The sequence below is a fragment of the Micromonospora sp. NPDC049081 genome, assembly GCF_040648835.1.
In the GTDB taxonomy this organism is placed as follows: Bacteria; Actinomycetota; Actinomycetes; order Mycobacteriales; family Micromonosporaceae; genus Micromonospora; species Micromonospora antibiotica.
On record NZ_JBEZEK010000008.1, the window covers coordinates 130198 to 145558 of the forward strand.

Consider the following 15361-nt stretch of genomic DNA (forward strand, 5'->3'; position numbering starts at 1 on the left):
CCGGGACGCCGGCGGGTCCGGGTCGGCTACGGCTGCGGGTGGCGCAGCCGGGCCAGCGACCGGTCGAGCCACTCGGTCAACAGCGTGCGTTCGGCGTCGGTGAGGCCGGGCAGGTCGGGCGTCAGCGCCGCGAGGGTCACCGCGACGGTGCGCAGGGTCGGGTCGGGGGTCACCGGGGCGGCGGTGAGGATGCCGCCGAGGACGGCGTCGAGCACGGCGTCGCCCAGTCCGGGGTCGCGTTCCGGCGTGGGGGTCCCCAGCAGGGTGAGGATGACGCCGGTACCGGCGGCGTGGATCATCATGGTGGCCCGCTGCTCGTCGACCCGCAGCAGGCCGGCGGTGGCGAGCCGGCGCACCCGCGAGCGCAGCACCGCGAGACCCGCCACCGACGCCGGGGACGGGTCGCCGGGCCCGCGCGTGCCGAGCAACCGGAACAACTCGGGGTTGGCCAGGCCGAACTCCAGGTGCGTACGCCACCCGGCGCGCAGCTCGGCCACCGGGTCGAGCGGGGCGGCATCCGTGCGGTGCGTCTTGGTGGCGACGTAGCTGGCGAGCACGTGTTCGGCGACGGCATCGACGAGGCCGTTCTTGTCACCGAACAGCCGGTAGATGGTGGGTGCCTGTACGCCTGCGGCCTGGGCGACGGCTCGGGTGGTCACCGCGTGTGCCCCGTGTTCACGAAGCAGGCGGGCGGCTGCCGCGACGATGTCGGATCGTACGTCGTCGCGGGGCGGGGTGTCGGGCGTCACGGTCACGAATCAACGATAACAGCCCCTTGTTAGCGACGAAATATCGGTGTTAACGTCTGCGGAGTAACGTTGATTCGTCGAAGGGGTCGCTCTCGTGTTCGTCATCACCGGTGCCACCGGGCAGCTCGGCTCCCGGATCGTCGACCAACTGCTGGCCCGGGTGCCCGCCACCACCGTGGGGGTGAGCGTGCGCGACGTCGACAAGGCCGCCCACCTGGCCGAACGCGGTGTACGGGTCCGCCGGGGGGACTTCACCGAGCCCGCCACGCTGGAGCACGCCTTCGCCGGGGCCGACCGGGTGCTGATCGTGTCCGCCGCCATCCGGGGCGGCGACGCGGTCACCGCGAACCGGGCCGCCGTCGACGCCGCCCGCGCCGCGGGAGCCGCCCGCATCCTCTACACCAGCCACCAGGCCGCCTCCCGCGACTCCCTCTTCCCCGCCCAGGTCACCCACGCCGCCACCGAGGAGCACCTCGCCGCGACCGGGGTGCCCTTCACCGCCCTGCGCAACGGCTTCTACGCCGGCGCCCTCGGGTTCGTCATCGGTGACGCCCTGACCACCGGCCGCCTGGTGGCACCGGCCGACGGGCCGGTGTCCTGGACCGCGCACGACGACCTGGCCGAGGCCGCCGCCATCGCGCTGACCGGTCAGGGCGTGCTCGACGGCGTCACCCCCGCGTTGACCGCCGGGGAGATGCTCGACCTGGCGGACGTCGCCGGCATCCTCACCGACCTCACCGGACGTACCGTCACCCGGGTCGTCCTCGACGACGACGAGTGGCGGGCCACCGCCGTCGCCCGGGGCATGCCCGGGGCCGCCGCCGACTTCACCCTCGGCATGTACCGGGCGGCCCGGCGGGGCGAGTTCGCCGTCACCGACCCGACCCTGGCGGCACTCCTCGGCCGGCGTCCGACGCCTGCCCGGTCGGTGCTCGAAACCCTCGTCGCCGCCGGGTCTCCCACCGGCCCTCAGCCCGCACGTCGAGCCTGAGCCACGCCACACGGCCCGGCGCGCGGGACACGGTGGTGCGAGGATCGGTCGCATGCCCACCGAGGAACGGCTGACCGGTCGCGGGATCCGGGACGCCATCGACGAATCGACCCGCACGCTCGGCCCGTACACCGACCGGGACTGGACCGGGCCCGCCGGTGGCCTGGACTGGTCGTGCTGGGCGACCGCCGCGCACATCGCCCATGACCTGCTCGGCTACGCCACCCAGCTCACCGGCCGCCCCGACACCGCCTACCTCCCGCTCGACCTGCGGGTACGCCCCGACGCCACCCCGGCGCAGGTGCTGGTGGTGGTGGCCGCCTGCGGGGGGCTGCTCGCCGCCGCGCTCGACACCGTGCCCGCGCACACCCGGGCCTGGCACTGGGGGCCCTGCGACCCGCCCGGCTTCGCCGCCATGGGCATCGCCGAGACGCTGCTGCACACGTACGACATCACCGGTGGGCTCGGGGTGGCGTGGCGGCCCCCGGCGGCGCCCAGTGCGGCGGTGCTGGGGCGGCTGTTCCCCGACGCACCCGCCGGTGATCCGGCCGACGTGCTGCTCTGGATGACCGGGCGGATCGCCCTGGCCGGCCGGCCGCGACGCACCGACTGGACCTGGCGGGCCGCCGTCGGCTGACCCGCAGCCGGGCCGGATCGGGCGCCGGCGGGCCGACGGCGGTCGTTCAGGCCCGCCGCCACGGCCAGCGCCACCGTCGCCCGGGACGCGGCGGGAGCGCCCGTGCCGGCGCGGCCCCGGCGGCGGCGTTCCGGGCGGCGCGGTGGGCCCGCCACTGGCGCAGCACCGCCTCGGTGTCGACCGGGCGGACCACCACCCGGGGGCCCTCGGGGTACCGCAGCCAGGCGACGATCTCCTGGTTGAGCAGCCCGACGAACTCCCGGACCGACTCCTCGGTGGGCAGGTCACGGACCTCGTCGGGGACCTGCTCGACCCGGCGGCGCAACTGCAACGGGGTGGGCAGCAGCAGGTCGGTGGGCAGCGCCTCCCGCTCCAGGAAACTCCTGATCCACCAAGACTCGTCGTAGGGGAGGTCCCGGCCGGGGATCGGTTTGCCCATGCCGGGCAGGTTGTCGAACTCGCCGCGCTCCTGGGCGCTGCGGATCTGCGCCTCGACCGCCGCCTCCCACGCGTCCACCATCGCGGGCACCTCCCCCGTCCACCGTATCCGCCCTGGCCGTCACCGGTGCAGCGCCGACGCGGGGGCCGGCATTCCCGGTTGCCCGGTGGCCGGCTCAGCCGTGGTGGCGGACGTGGCGGTGCCCGTCGCGGGGAAACGGTGGCCGGGCGGGCAGCACCTCGACGAAGGGGAACCCCGCCTTCTCCGCCACCCGGCAGGACGCCGGATTGTCGACCTGGTGCAGCAGTTCCAGCCGGGTCAGCCCGGTCGCGGCGAACCGGGTGAACGCCCAGCGGCTCACCGCGTCCACCGCCCGGGACGCGACGCCACGGCCACGGGCCGGCCCGGCCGTCCAGTAGCCGATCTCCGCGTCGGCGCGTCCCGGCACCACGTCCTTGAGCAGGACACAGGCGACCAGCCGTTCGCCGGCGGGCAGCGGCTCGCAGACGGCGAAGCTGAACCGGCGGTCCGCCGCCCAGCCCTGCCGGTTGCCGGCCACCCAGCGTCGCGCCTGCGCCGGGGTGGTCAACGGGTTGCGGGTCCGGGCCCGCAGCTCCGGGTCCCGGTGCGCCTCGACCAGGGCGTCGACGTCGTCGTCGCGCCACCAGCGCAGGACCAGTGCAGGGGCGGCGGCGGTGGGGGCGGTCCGCAGGGTCACCGACATCTGAGCAGTGTGGCCGCTGTCACCGCCGGTCCGGAACCCCTGCCTTACCGGGTTCGGGGCCGGCGTCACGTCGTACCGGGACTGCCGGTGACGGCGCGGCGGCGTAGGGTGCGGTCGGGGACGGCGGAGCGGGGGCGGCGATGGTCACGGTCGGTGCGGTGGCGGGAATCGCCCTGGTGGCGCTCGGTCTGGTGCTCACCCCCGGGCCGAACATGGTCTACCTGGTGTCGCGGTCGGTCAGCCAGGGCCGCCGGGCCGGGCTGGTGTCCCTGCTCGGGGTGGCCGCCGGGTTCGGGGTCTACCTGGCCGCCGCCGTCGCCGGCATCGCCACGGTCTTCGTGCTGGTGCCGCCGCTGTACACGGCGGTGAAGCTGGCCGGTGCGGCGTACCTGCTGTGGTTGGCGTGGCGGACGTTGCGCCCGGGTGGGCGGTCGGCGTTCACCCCGCAGGAGTTGCCGGTGGACCGGCCGCGCCGGCTGTTCGCCATGGGACTGCTCACCAACCTGCTCAACCCCAAGATCGCCATCTTGTACGTGTCGCTGCTGCCGCAGTTCGTCGATCCCACCCGGGGTGACGTGGCGGTGCAGAGCCTGCTGCTCGGTGGCACCCAGATCGTCGTGGCCCTGTCGGTGAACACCCTGATCGTGTTGACCGCCGGGTCGGTATCGGCCTTCCTGGTGCGCCGGCCGGGCTGGGCCCGGGTCCAGCGGTGGGTGACCGGCAGCGTGCTCGCCGCGATGGCGGTACGGATCGCCGCCGACCGGTCCCGGGCGGCAGTGGCCAGCGGCTGATCCGCTCAGACCGGCGACGGTCGGGACGCCGCCGTCGGTAGTTCCCGGTTCACCGGGCCGTCCACGGCAGCCACGGCCAGCCCGATCGCGAAGAACATCACCGACAGGTTCATGTCGGTGAACCCGTAGAACGGGGCGAGGGCCAGGGCGACCACCGGCACCACGCTCAACCAACGGCCGGCGGCGGACACCGCGACCGCCGTACTGCGGACCAGCACCACGAGCAGCGCGAGCAGGGCCAGCAGCGCGGGGACGCCGTGGCTGTACATGGTCAGCCAGACCTGCCCCTGGGTGCCGAGCGGCTCCGCGCCGGTGGTGGTGTCGGCGCTGCGCGGGGCGCCGTAGCCGAGCAGCGGCGAACGCAGGACCGCGTCGAGGGTCTGCCGGTAGAGATCGGCACGGTCGCGGGTCGAGTCGGTGTTCTCCACCCTGTTCATGATCATGTCACCGACCGGGACGACCAGGGTGATCACCCAGGCCACCGCCACGCCGGCGGTGATGGTGCCGATGAGCCGGACGTCGCCGCGCAGCAGCGCCCGCAGCCCCAGGTAGGCCAGCCCCACCCCCAGGCCGATGAACATGCCCCGGTTGAGGGTGAGGAACGCCGGCACCAGGGCCAACGGCAGGGACACCACCAGCACCCGGCGCAGCGGGCCGGTCCGCACCGCCGACAGGTACGCCAACACGCATGGCACGAGCAGCGCGAAGCCGGTCCCCCAGTTGTTGGTGTACGGGTACGGGGCCGCCGTACGGAAGTACGGGTTACGGCCGGTGGGGTTGAACTCGGTGGAGTGCACGTGGGTGACCGCCCGGATCATCCGCTGCCCGGCCAGCCCGTCGGGTAGCAGCGACTCCACCGGCGTGGTCAACGCCAGGCGGGGGGCCAGCACGCCGACCCAGCCGAGCGCCACCATCCCCAGCCAGTACAACAGCACCGGCTGGAACAGCCGTTCCCACCGGGCTCCCTGCCGGGCGGCGGTGTAGACGTACAGGTAGACCACGAAGGCGGTCAGCACGAATCCGAGCCGCAGTCCGTAGACGAGCAGCCCGCTGGCCTTCTCCAGCCGGGTGGCGCTGATCAGGACGAGCCCGACGAGGACGAACCACAACGCCGAGCCGGGCGGCCACACCACCTTGCCGTGGGTGAGCAGGACCACCGCCAGCAGCATTCCGAACAGCGCCCACCCCAGGTAGAGGCCGCCGAGCAGCCACCACAACGGCATCGCCGCGAACATGGCGTACAGCGGCCAGAGGGGTAGCGCCCGCTGCGGTGCCGTGTTTCTCGTCCACACCGGGGCAAGGGTAGGCGGGGCCGGGCCGGGTGGTCATCGGCGGACCGGCTGTGACGGGTGTCATCGGCGGACCCACCCGCGGGTCACCGGGGGTGCTCGCGCAGCACCGCCGCCGCCCCGGCGGGCAGGGTCACCGCCCCGTCGGCGGGGACGCCGGTGAGCAGGTCCAGCCCGTCGGCCGGCACCCGCTGCGGCCGGTCGGTGTGGTTGAGCAGGAACAGCCAGCTCGCCCCGGGGGCGGTGCGGCGGACCGCCTCCACCCCGGGTGGGGCGTCCGGGCAGACCGGGTGCACGCCGGCGGTCCGGGCCGCCTCGGTGAGCAGGCGACGGTAGGTGGCGTCGTCGGGTCGGGTCGACACGTACCAGGCGGTGCTGTCGCCGACCCGGTGCCGGGTCACCGCCGGTCGGCCGTCGAGGACCCCGCCGACGTACGTGCCGACCGGCTCGGCGCCGTGCAGCTGGACGGTCTCCGACCAGATCCGGCCGGTCCCGCCGCCGGAGAGCAGCACCTGCTCGTCGGCGGCGAGCGGATGGAACTCCTCCACCCGCAGGCCGAGCAGGTCACGGTAGGCGCCGGGGTAGCCGCCGAGGTGGACCCGGGCGTGCGGGTCGGCGACCCCGCTGAGGTAGCTGACCAGCAGGTGCCCGCCCGCTTCGACGTGGGCGCGGACCCAGCCGGCGGTGGTGTCGTCGGCCAGGTAGAGGGCGGGCAGGACGAGCAGCCGGTACCGGTCGAGGGGGTCACCGGGGACGACCACGTCGCAGCCGTACCCGGCCCGCCACAGCGCCCGGTGCGCGGCGGCCAGCTCGGCGTGCCCGTCGAGCAGCTCGGACGGCATCCCGGGGTGGCGCAGCGCCCAGCCGCTGGCGGCGTCCGTGGCCAGTGCGACGGATGCGGCCGTCTCGCCGGCGGTGACCTCGGCGAGCCGGTCGAGGTGCTCGCCGAGGCGTACCGACTCCCGGAACACCCGGCTGTCGGCCCCGGTGTGCGGCACCAGGGCGGAGTGGAAGCGCTCCGCGCCGCCGGCCGGGGCCCGCCACTGGAAGAACATCGCCCCCCGGGAGCCGCGGGCGACGTGGGAGAGGCTGTGCCGGGCCATCCGGCCGGGCTCCTTGGTGTGTGCCCGGCCGGGGGTGTGGATCTGGCTGGCGGCGCTCTCCATCAGCAGCCACGTCGCCGGGGCGGTGGCGCGGGCCGGGTCGGCGGAGCGCAGGCGTCCGTGTCGGGCCCACCCGCGGGCCAGGTCGGCGGCGAGGGCGGTCTGTTCCTCGGCGCCGCCGTCGACCGCCGACGGGTAGTGGTCGATAGCGACGAGGTCCACCTCGGCGGCCCAGCGGGCGTGGTCGACGGGCACCCAGTCGCCGAGGACGTAGTTGGTGGTGACGGGGACCGCCGGGTTGGCCGCTTTGAGCAGGTCGCGTTGTTCGACGTACGCGGCGAGCAGGGTGTCGGACCAGAACCGCCGGAAGTCCAGCAGCTGCCCGGGGTTGCCGAGGTACTGGGTGGCCCGGGGGGTGCTCACGTACGCCCAGTCGGCGTAGTGCTGGCTCCAGAAGCTGGTGGCCCAGGCGGCGTTGAGGGTGTCCAGGTCGCCGTGGCGGTCGACGAGCCAGCGGCGGAACGCGGCCTCGGTGTGCGGGCAGTGGCAGGTGGTGCCGTACTCGTTGTGCACGTGCCACATCGCCAGCGCCGGGTGGTGGGCGTAGCGGGCGGCGAGGGTGGCGGCGATACCCCGGGCGGCGGCCCGGTAGGCGGGTGCGGCGGCGCAGTAGGTGTCGCGGCTGCCGTGGTGCAGTCGTACGCCGTCGGCGGTGACCGGCAGCGCGTCGGGGTGCGCCAGGGAGAACCAGGGCGGCGGGGAGGCGGTGGGGGTGGCCAGGGCGACCCGGATGCCGCCGTCGTGCAGCAGGTCCAGCACCTCGTCGAGCCAGCCGAAGTCGTAGCGGCCGGGGGCCGGCTCCAGGCGGGACCAGGCGAAGACGCCGACGGTGACCAGGTTGACCCGGGCCCGGCGCATCAGGGCGACGTCCTCGCGCCAGGTGGTGGCGGGCCACTGCTCGGGGTTGTAGTCACCGCCGTGGCAGAGCCGCCCGTCGTCCCACATACCCACCATCCCGTTGACTTTGTTTGATAGGTGTCCAAACTATGAAGACTATTTGCCCATGTCAATCGGTTACATCGTGGCCCAATCAAACCTAATCGTTGACAGTTCGTTGGGAAGGCAAAGAAACTGTCGGTACCGCCGCAGAGCGCTTGCCGAGGAGACGCCGATGCCGTACCGACCGCCCCTGGTCCCGGACGGGACGATCGTGGCCAACCCTTCCCCGGCGGGGTGACACCGGCCCGGACACCCCGCCATCGGGGGCCGGTAGAGTTAGTTGAGTTTCCAGCCGAACAGACTTTCCGACGGTGCACCGGCCCGCCGGGCAGCATCGCCCACCGGCCGACCGGCGTACCCGTGCGGGGGCCGGCGGTGGGCGACGATGCACCGGCACCACCCACCGTCGGGCGCAGGGAGCGGGCAGATCGTGATCAGCATCCACAACGAACCGCAGCCGACCGACCTGGGCGACGTCCGGGTGGCCAACCGGGCCGTGGTCCTGCGACACGTCCGCCTGCACGCACCCTGCTCACGGGCCGACATCGCCGCCGCCACCGGCCTCAACAAGGCCACCGTGTCGAGTCTGGTGACCGAACTGCTCGACCGGCGGCTGGTCCGCGAGACCGGACTGACCGGCAACCGGGTCGGCCGGCCCGCCACCATGCTCGTCCTCGACGGCGCCCCGTACGCCGCGTTGGGCCTCCAGGTCGGCGCGGACGACCTGGTGGTGGTCGCCGTGGACCTGGGCGGCAACCGGCTGCTCACCTGGCGACGGGCGTTCCCCGCCCCGACCGCCTCCCCCGCCGAGACCGTCCGGGCCCTGGTCACCCTGGCCCGGCGGGCGATCGGCCGGGTCACCGGGCAGGGGCGGACGGTGCTCGGCCTCACCGTCGGGGTGCCCGGCCTGGTCGACACCGCCGGGGGTGTGCCCCTGGCCAGCGGACTCGGCTGGCGGGACGTGCCGCTCGCCGCCGACCTACGGGCCGCGCTGCGGGAGACCGGGTTCACCGTGGCCGTCGACACCGACGCCAACCTCGCCGTCCTGGCCGAACAGCGACACGGCGGGTACGCCGCAGCCACCGACCTGGTCCACCTCACCGGCGGGATCTCCGTCGGCGCCGGGGTGCTCGCCGGCGGCCGGCTGCTGCGCGGCGGCCGGGGCCACGCCGGCGAACTCGGCCACCTCTGCCTCGACCCGGCCGGACCACCCTGCCCGTGCGGTCGACGCGGCTGCCTGGCCGCGTCGACCGCGCTACCGGCCGTGGTCGACCGGCTGCTGCCCGACGCCGGGCGGGACGGCCCGGTCACCGACTACCTGCCGGAACTCGACCGGATCGTGGCGTCGGCCCGGCAGGGGGACCCGGCCGTGCTGGCCGGGCTCGCCGAGATCGGCCGGCACCTCGGGCACGGGGCGTCGATCCTGGCCAACCTGCTCAACCCCGAGGCGATCGTGGTGGGCGGACACTTCGCCACCCTGGCGCCCTGGCTGCTGCCGGCCGCCCGCATCGAGCTGGCCGCCCGCACCCTCGCCCCGCAGGCCGGCGGGTGCCGCCTGGAAGCCTCCACGCTGGACTCCGCCGCCGCCGCGCTGGGCGGCGCCGCCGCCGCGCTGGCCACCATCGAGGCCGGTCGACTCCCCACCGCCTGATCCCGGTGCCGGTCACCCCTTGACCGACCGACGCGCAGGTGCCAACCTCGAACCGCCGCCCCGTCGTTCGGGCACCCGGGGCGGCATGTTCTCCGCGATCGTCGAAGCGCTTCGCCGCTCCGGGCCGACGACCGCCGCAGCCACCACGACGCGATGCCGCACGTCACCATGGCCGTCGAAGCGCTTCGACCGCCGGCCGGCGCCTCACCGCGAGCCCACCGGAAGGTAACCGCATGAACGACCCCACCGACCGCGCCACCGGCCCGTCCCCCGCCGGGCACGCCGACGACCTGCTGGCCCGGCTCACCCTGCCCGAGAAGATCGGCCTGCTGCACCAGTGGCAGGCCCCGGTGCCACGCCTGGGCCTACCCGGATTCCGCACCGGCACCGAGGCGCTGCACGGGGTCGCCTGGCTCGGCCCGGCCACCGTCTTCCCCCAGGTCGTCGGCCTGGCCAGCAGCTGGAACCCCGACCTGATCCGGGCGGTGGGCGCCGCCGCCGGCGACGAGGTCCGGGTCAAACACCAGGCCGACCCGGCCGCCGTCGGGCTCAACGTGTGGGCACCGGTGGTCAACCCGCTGCGCGACCCCCGGTGGGGCCGCAACGAGGAAGGCTGGTCGGAGGACCCGTGGCTGACCGGCCGCCTCGCCACCGCCTACGCGTTCGGGCTCCGCGGCGACCACCCCCACCGGCTGCGTACCGCCCCGACGGTCAAGCACTTCCTCGGCTACAACAACGAGACCGACCGGGCCACCACCTCCAGCGACCTGCCACCCCGGGTGCTGCACGAGTACGAACTGCCCGCGTTCCGCGCCCCGCTCGCCGCCGGTGCGGCAGTCGCCGTGATGGCCTCGTACAACCTGGTCAACGGGGTGCCCGCGCACCTGAGCCCACTACTGAACGACGAACTGCGCCGGTGGACCACCGACGAGGTGATGGTCGTCGGCGACGCCGGGGCGGTCACCAACATCGCCGGGGTGCAGGGTCACCTGCCCGACCACGTCACCGGTTTCGCCGCCGCCCTACGCGCCGGCATCGACAACTTCACCGAGGACGACACCGACAGCGGACAGACCATCCGACGGCTCACCGAAGCCCTCGACCGGGGGCTCATCGACGAGTCCGACGTGGACCGGGCGGTACGGCGCATCCTCACCGTCCGGATCAGGCTGGGCGACCTGGACCCACCCGGGCAGGACCCGTTCGCCGGGGTGTCCCCCGACGTGCTCGACAGCCCCACCCACCGGGACCTGGCCCGGGAGGCCGCCCGCCAGTCGGTCGTGCTGCTGCGCAACGACGGGCTGCTGCCCCTGCCGGCCGACCCGACGACCCGGGTGGCGGTGCTCGGCCCGCTCGCCGACACCGTCCACACCGACTGGTACAGCGGCACCCCGCCCTACACGGTCACCGTCCGGGAGGGCCTCGCCCGGGCACTGCCGACGGTCACCCACCACCCCGGCGCCGACCGGATCGCGTTGCGCGTCGGCAACCGGCACGTCCGCTGCCCCCGCTCGTCCGAGGGGGGACCGCTGACCGCCGACGAGGGCCGCGACGGCACCTGGTTCGACGTGTTCGACTGGGGACGCGACGTGGTGGCGCTCCGCGCCGTCGCCAACGGACGGCACGTCGGCGTCGACGACGACGGAACGTTGATCAACGACCGGCCCGGACCGGGCGGCTGGATCGTGCGGGAAACCTTCCGGTTGCACCACCGCCCCGACGGCACGACCCTGCTGCACCACCTCGCCACCGGCGCGTACGTGCGGGTCGGCGACGACGGGCGGTTACGCGCCGACGCCACCGACCCGGACACCGCCACCGGATTCACCGTCGAACTCGTCGCCGACGGAGTGGCCGAGGCCGCCGCGTTGGCCGCCGCCGCCGACGTGGCGGTCGTCGTCCTGGGCAACCACCCGATGGTCAACGGCCGGGAGACCGAGGACCGGGCCGACCTGGACCTGCCCGCCGGACAGGACCGGCTGCTGCGCGCCGTACACGCGGCCAACCCGCGCACCGTGCTGGTGCTCACCAGCAGCTACCCGTACGCGGTGGGATGGGCGCAGGAACACGTCCCGGCGGTGCTGTGGTCGGCGCACGGCGGGCAGGAACACGGCACCGCCCTCGCGCAGGTGATCCTCGGCGACGCCGACCCCGCCGGCCGGCTCACCCAGACCTGGTACGCCGACACCGCCGACCTGCCCGACCTGCTCGACTACGACGTCATCGGCGCGGACAGCACCTACCTCTACTACCGGGGCGAACCGCTGTACCCGTTCGGCCACGGCCTCAGCTACACCCGGTTCGACTACGCTGACCTGCAGGTGAGCGCACCGACGGTGCCCGTCGGCGACGAGGTCGAGGTGAGCGTCGAGGTGAGCAACACCGGCGACCGGGAAGGTACGGAGATCGTGCAGCTCTACACCCGGCAGCGACACTCCCGGGTCAAGCAGCCCCTGCGGCAGCTGCGCGACTTCGCCCGGCTCACCCTCGCCCCCGGCGAACACCAGCGGGTCACCCTGCGGCTACGCACCACCGACCTGTCCTGGTGGGACGAACACCGCGACGGCCCCGTCGTGGAGGACGCCACCCACACCCTGCTGGTCGGCCGTTCCGCCCGTGACATCCGGGCCGTCGGCGCGGTGACCGTACACGCCCGCCCCGCCCCGCAGCAGTCCCGCCCGGCGGTCCCGGCCGGCGGCGGTACCCGGTGACCGGCGCACCCGGGCGCGGACGCAAGTCACCCGACCAGGTCACCATCGTCGACGTCGCCCGGCACGCCGGGGTCGCCGTCAGCACCGTGTCGTACGTCCTCAGCGGCAAACGAGCCATCTCCGAGGTGACCCGCACCCGGGTGCTGGCCAGCATCCGGGAGTTGGGCTACCACCCCAACGCCGGGGCGCGGGCACTGGCCAGCCGCCGGGCCAACACCATCGCGCTGGTGCTGCCGCTGCGCGCCGGCATGCAGGTGCCGGTGGTGATGCAGTTCGCCATCGCGGTCGTCACCACGGCCCGCCGCTTCGACCACGACGTCCTGCTGGTCACCTCCGACGAGGGACCGGCCGGGCTACGCCGCATCGCCGGCAGCGCCATGGTCGACGGGATGCTGGTGATGGACGTCGAGTTGGACGACTCCCGGGTGCCGCTGCTGCGGGACCTGACCCGACCCAGCGTCCTGATCGGTGTCCCCGCCGACCCGACCAGCCTGACCTGCGTGGACCTGGACTTCCACCGCGCCGGGCAGGTGTGCGTGGAACACCTGGCCCGGCTCGGGCACCGCCGGGTGGCGCTGCTCGGCGCCCCCGCCGCTGTCTACGACCGGGGCACCGGGTTCGCCCACCGCACCCGCGCCGGGGTGGCCGCCGCCGCCGACCGGCACGGCGTCACCGTCGTCACCCAACCCTTCGAGGAGGGGCCCGCCTCGATCCGGCAGGAACTCGCCGATCTGCTCGACCGGCACCCCGACCTGTCCGCGCTGGTGGTGCAGAACGAGGCGGCGGTGGGGCCGGTGCTGGCCTGCCTGCCCACCCTCGGCCGGCGGGTGCCGCAGGACATGTCGGTGGTGGCGATCTGCCCCGACCAGTTCGCCGAGCAGGCCGGGCCCCGGCTCACCTCGGTGCCGGTGCCCGCCGAGGAGATCGGCCGGCAGGCGGTGGCGTTGCTGATGCGCAAACTGCACGACGAGGCGGTGCCGGAGGTGACCCTGCTGCCGCCCCGGCTGACCATCCGGGACAGCACCGCCGCACCGACCGTGCGGGCCCGGCCGTGACCTGCGGGCCACCACCGGCAGCACACCGGATCTGGGACGACGCCCCCGCCGTCGACTGGCCCGACGCGTTCCTCACCGGCAACGGCGAGTACGGGCTGATGGTGCCCGGCGAACCACACGCCGAGCGGCTCGTGCTCAACCACCACCGGTTCGTGCTGCCCAACGGCACCCACGACGCGCGGGCACCGCAGCTGGCCGCGCTGCTGCCCCGGATCCGGGAACTGGTCCTCACCGGCCGGCGGGCCGAGGCCGGCGAACTGCTCACCGGCGGCCGGGAGTTGACGTGGACCCAGCCGTACCACCCGGGGTTCGCGTTGACCGTCGACGCCGCGCCCACCCCGGTGCGTGACTACCGGCGGCACACCGACTTCCGCACCGGTGAGGTGGTGGTGTCGTGGTCCGGGCGACGGCGACGCAGCTTCGTCTCCCGCGCCGACCGGCTCGTCGTCACCCACCTCGACCAGGGCGGGTGTGTCGTCGGGGCCACCGGTGACCTGCCCGGCCGCCCCGACACGGTGCACTACGACACCACCGCCTACCGCCACGACGGGCTGGTGTTCCTGCGGGTACGCGGCCGCTACCCGGACGTCGGCGGGGCGTACGGGTTCGAGGGGGTGACCCTGGTCCGGGGGGATGCCGAACCCGCCGGCGACCGGGTGCTGGTGCACGGGCCGGCGCTGCTGACCACCGTCCTGGACCGCACCCGCAGCCCCCGGTGGCGCACCGCCGCGCAGGAACGTCGGCTGGCCGCCGGCCCGGACGACTACCCGACCCTGCTGGCCCGGCACGTCGCCCGGCACACCGGCCCGTACCGGCGCGTCGACCTGGACCTGGCGGTGCCGGCGGCGGACCGGGACCTGCCCGTCGGTGCGCTGACCGCCCGGCAGGTCGCCGCCGACCGGTTGGACCCGGCACTGCTGGAACGGCTCTTCCACGCCGGCCGGTACCTGCTGTTCAGTGCCAGCGGGGTGCTGCCGCCCCGGCTGACCGGGATCTGGACGGGGTCCTGGGACGCCGCCTGGGCGGGGGACTTCACCACCGACGCCAACCTCAACCTGCAACTGGCCGGCGCGAACGTCGGCGCGCTGCCCGAGGTGACCGCCGCGCACGCCCGGCTGGTCCGCGCCCAGGTCGACCACTGGCGGGACAACGCCCGCGCCGTCTACGGGGCGCGGGGCCTGCTGGCGCCCAGCCGCACCGACGGCGAACACGGGCACCTGTTCCACGTCCACCCGCACTGGCCGTTCACCGCCTGGCTGGCCGGCGCGCACTGGCTGCTGCACCCGCTGTACGAGCACCACCAGGTGACCGGGGAGCCACTGGGGGAGGTGGCGGGGTGGCTGGCCGAGGTCGCCGACTTCTTCACCGACGTGCTCACCGACGTCGACGGGCAGCCGGCGCTGGTGCCGTCGTACTCGCCGGAGACCGGGCCGCTCGACGACACCGGGCGGCCGGTGCCCGTCGCGGTGAACGCCACCATGGACGTCGCCGCCGCCCGGCACGCCATGACGGTCGCCGCCGAGGTGACCGGGTCGCAGCGGTGGGCGGCTACCCGGGACCGGCTGCCCGGCTACCGCATCGACGAGCGCGGTGCGCTGGCCGAGTGGGCGTGGCCCGGCTACCGCCCCGACGACGACCACCGGCACGTCAGCCACCTCTATCCGGTGTGGCCGACCGGGGAGGTCGACCCCGACGACACCCCGGAGTTGGCGGCGGCGGCGCACCGGGCGTTGACGGTCCGCGGCGACGAGGACGGCTCCGCGCACGGCACCCTGCACCGGGCCCTGGTGGCGGCCCGGTTGGGCGACGGGCCACTGGTCGGGGCGTACCTGCGGCGCATCGTCGCGGCGGACATGTTCTTCCGGTCGCTGATGAGTGCGCACAACCCGGGCCGGGTGACCTACAACGCCGACGCCGCGCACACCCTGCCGGCGGTGCTGATCGAGGCGCTGGTGCAGTCCCGGCCGGGGCTGCTGCGGCTGCTACCGGCGCTGCCACCGGACCTGACCCGGGGGACGCTGCGCGGGGTGACCTGCCGGGGGCGGATCACCGTCGAGGAGCTGACCTGGGACGAGGGTCGGGTCACCGCCCGCCTGGTCGCCGTGTCCGCTCAGCGGGTACGGGTGCGCAGCCCCTACGGCGACGCCGTCTGTGACCTGCCGGCGGGCACGGCGGTGCGGGTGGCCTTCGGCGGCCGGCCGGCCGGCACCGGGTGAGCGGCA

General features: G+C 74.7%; 12 protein-coding genes. 7 read left to right on the plus strand and 5 right to left on the minus strand.

Annotated elements, in window-relative coordinates:
* Window positions 1–26: 26 nt before the first annotated feature.
* Window positions 27–755 (minus strand): TetR/AcrR family transcriptional regulator, encoded by a 729-nt coding sequence (locus AB0B63_RS14725; protein ID WP_357018493.1) that lies wholly within the window; start codon window positions 753–755, stop codon window positions 27–29.
* An 88-nt stretch (window positions 756–843) separates the two neighbouring features.
* On the opposite strand from AB0B63_RS14725, the gene AB0B63_RS14730 reads away from it, so the two are divergent.
* Together AB0B63_RS14730 and AB0B63_RS14735 are read left to right on the plus strand one after the other, a co-directional pair.
* Complete coding sequence (locus AB0B63_RS14730) at window positions 844–1740, plus strand: NAD(P)H-binding protein (RefSeq protein ID WP_357018496.1); 897 nt, start codon at window positions 844–846, stop codon at window positions 1738–1740.
* A 52-nt stretch (window positions 1741–1792) separates the two neighbouring features.
* Window positions 1793–2377 carry a maleylpyruvate isomerase N-terminal domain-containing protein gene (locus AB0B63_RS14735; protein WP_357018499.1) on the plus strand — a complete coding sequence of 195 codons (585 nt, stop codon included), beginning with the start codon at window positions 1793–1795 and terminating at the stop codon, window positions 2375–2377.
* Window positions 2378–2423: 46 nt separating this feature from the next.
* On the opposite strand, the gene AB0B63_RS14740 is transcribed toward AB0B63_RS14735, so the two are convergent.
* Window positions 2424–2897, minus strand: coding sequence for a DUF1992 domain-containing protein (locus tag AB0B63_RS14740; protein WP_219462006.1), 474 nt, complete (start codon window positions 2895–2897; stop codon window positions 2424–2426).
* Between the two features lie 94 nt (window positions 2898–2991).
* Window positions 2992–3540 carry a GNAT family N-acetyltransferase gene (locus AB0B63_RS14745; protein WP_208565947.1) on the minus strand — a complete coding sequence of 183 codons (549 nt, stop codon included), beginning with the start codon at window positions 3538–3540 and terminating at the stop codon, window positions 2992–2994.
* Window positions 3541–3680: 140 nt separating this feature from the next.
* On the opposite strand from AB0B63_RS14745, the gene AB0B63_RS14750 reads away from it, so the two are divergent.
* On the plus strand, window positions 3681–4331 hold the full coding sequence (locus AB0B63_RS14750) for a LysE family translocator (RefSeq protein WP_208565948.1): 651 nt from the start codon (window positions 3681–3683) through the stop codon (window positions 4329–4331).
* Between the two features lie 5 nt (window positions 4332–4336).
* Here the strand turns inward: AB0B63_RS14750 and AB0B63_RS14755 are convergent, their stop codons facing one another.
* Window positions 4337–5623, minus strand: coding sequence for an O-antigen ligase family protein (locus AB0B63_RS14755; RefSeq protein WP_357018504.1), 1287 nt, complete (start codon window positions 5621–5623; stop codon window positions 4337–4339).
* 83 nt (window positions 5624–5706) lie between these two features.
* Window positions 5707–7737 (minus strand): beta-galactosidase, encoded by a 2031-nt coding sequence (locus AB0B63_RS14760; RefSeq protein WP_357018507.1) that lies wholly within the window; start codon window positions 7735–7737, stop codon window positions 5707–5709.
* Window positions 7738–8152: 415 nt separating this feature from the next.
* Here AB0B63_RS14760 and AB0B63_RS14765 point away from each other — a divergent pair, with 415 nt between their 5' ends.
* The 4 genes from AB0B63_RS14765 to AB0B63_RS14780 all read left to right on the plus strand — a co-directional run bounded on the left by AB0B63_RS14765 (window position 8153) and on the right by AB0B63_RS14780 (window position 15355).
* The gene (locus tag AB0B63_RS14765) at window positions 8153–9373 is read left to right on the plus strand and encodes an ROK family transcriptional regulator (protein WP_208565950.1); all 1221 of its coding nucleotides are present in this window, start codon (window positions 8153–8155) and stop codon (window positions 9371–9373) included.
* Between the two features lie 233 nt (window positions 9374–9606).
* Window positions 9607–12084 (plus strand): glycoside hydrolase family 3 C-terminal domain-containing protein, encoded by a 2478-nt coding sequence (locus tag AB0B63_RS14770; RefSeq protein WP_357018509.1) that lies wholly within the window; start codon window positions 9607–9609, stop codon window positions 12082–12084.
* The gene (locus tag AB0B63_RS14775; RefSeq protein WP_357018513.1) at window positions 12081–13139 is read left to right on the plus strand and encodes a LacI family DNA-binding transcriptional regulator; all 1059 of its coding nucleotides are present in this window, start codon (window positions 12081–12083) and stop codon (window positions 13137–13139) included. Before AB0B63_RS14770 ends, AB0B63_RS14775 begins: the two co-directional genes overlap by 4 nt.
* Window positions 13136–15355: a glycoside hydrolase N-terminal domain-containing protein gene (locus AB0B63_RS14780; RefSeq protein WP_357018516.1), complete on the plus strand. Its 2220-nt coding sequence runs from the start codon at window positions 13136–13138 to the stop codon at window positions 15353–15355. The genes AB0B63_RS14775 and AB0B63_RS14780 overlap by 4 nt, the downstream gene beginning before the upstream one ends.
* Window positions 15356–15361: the final 6 nt, after the last annotated feature.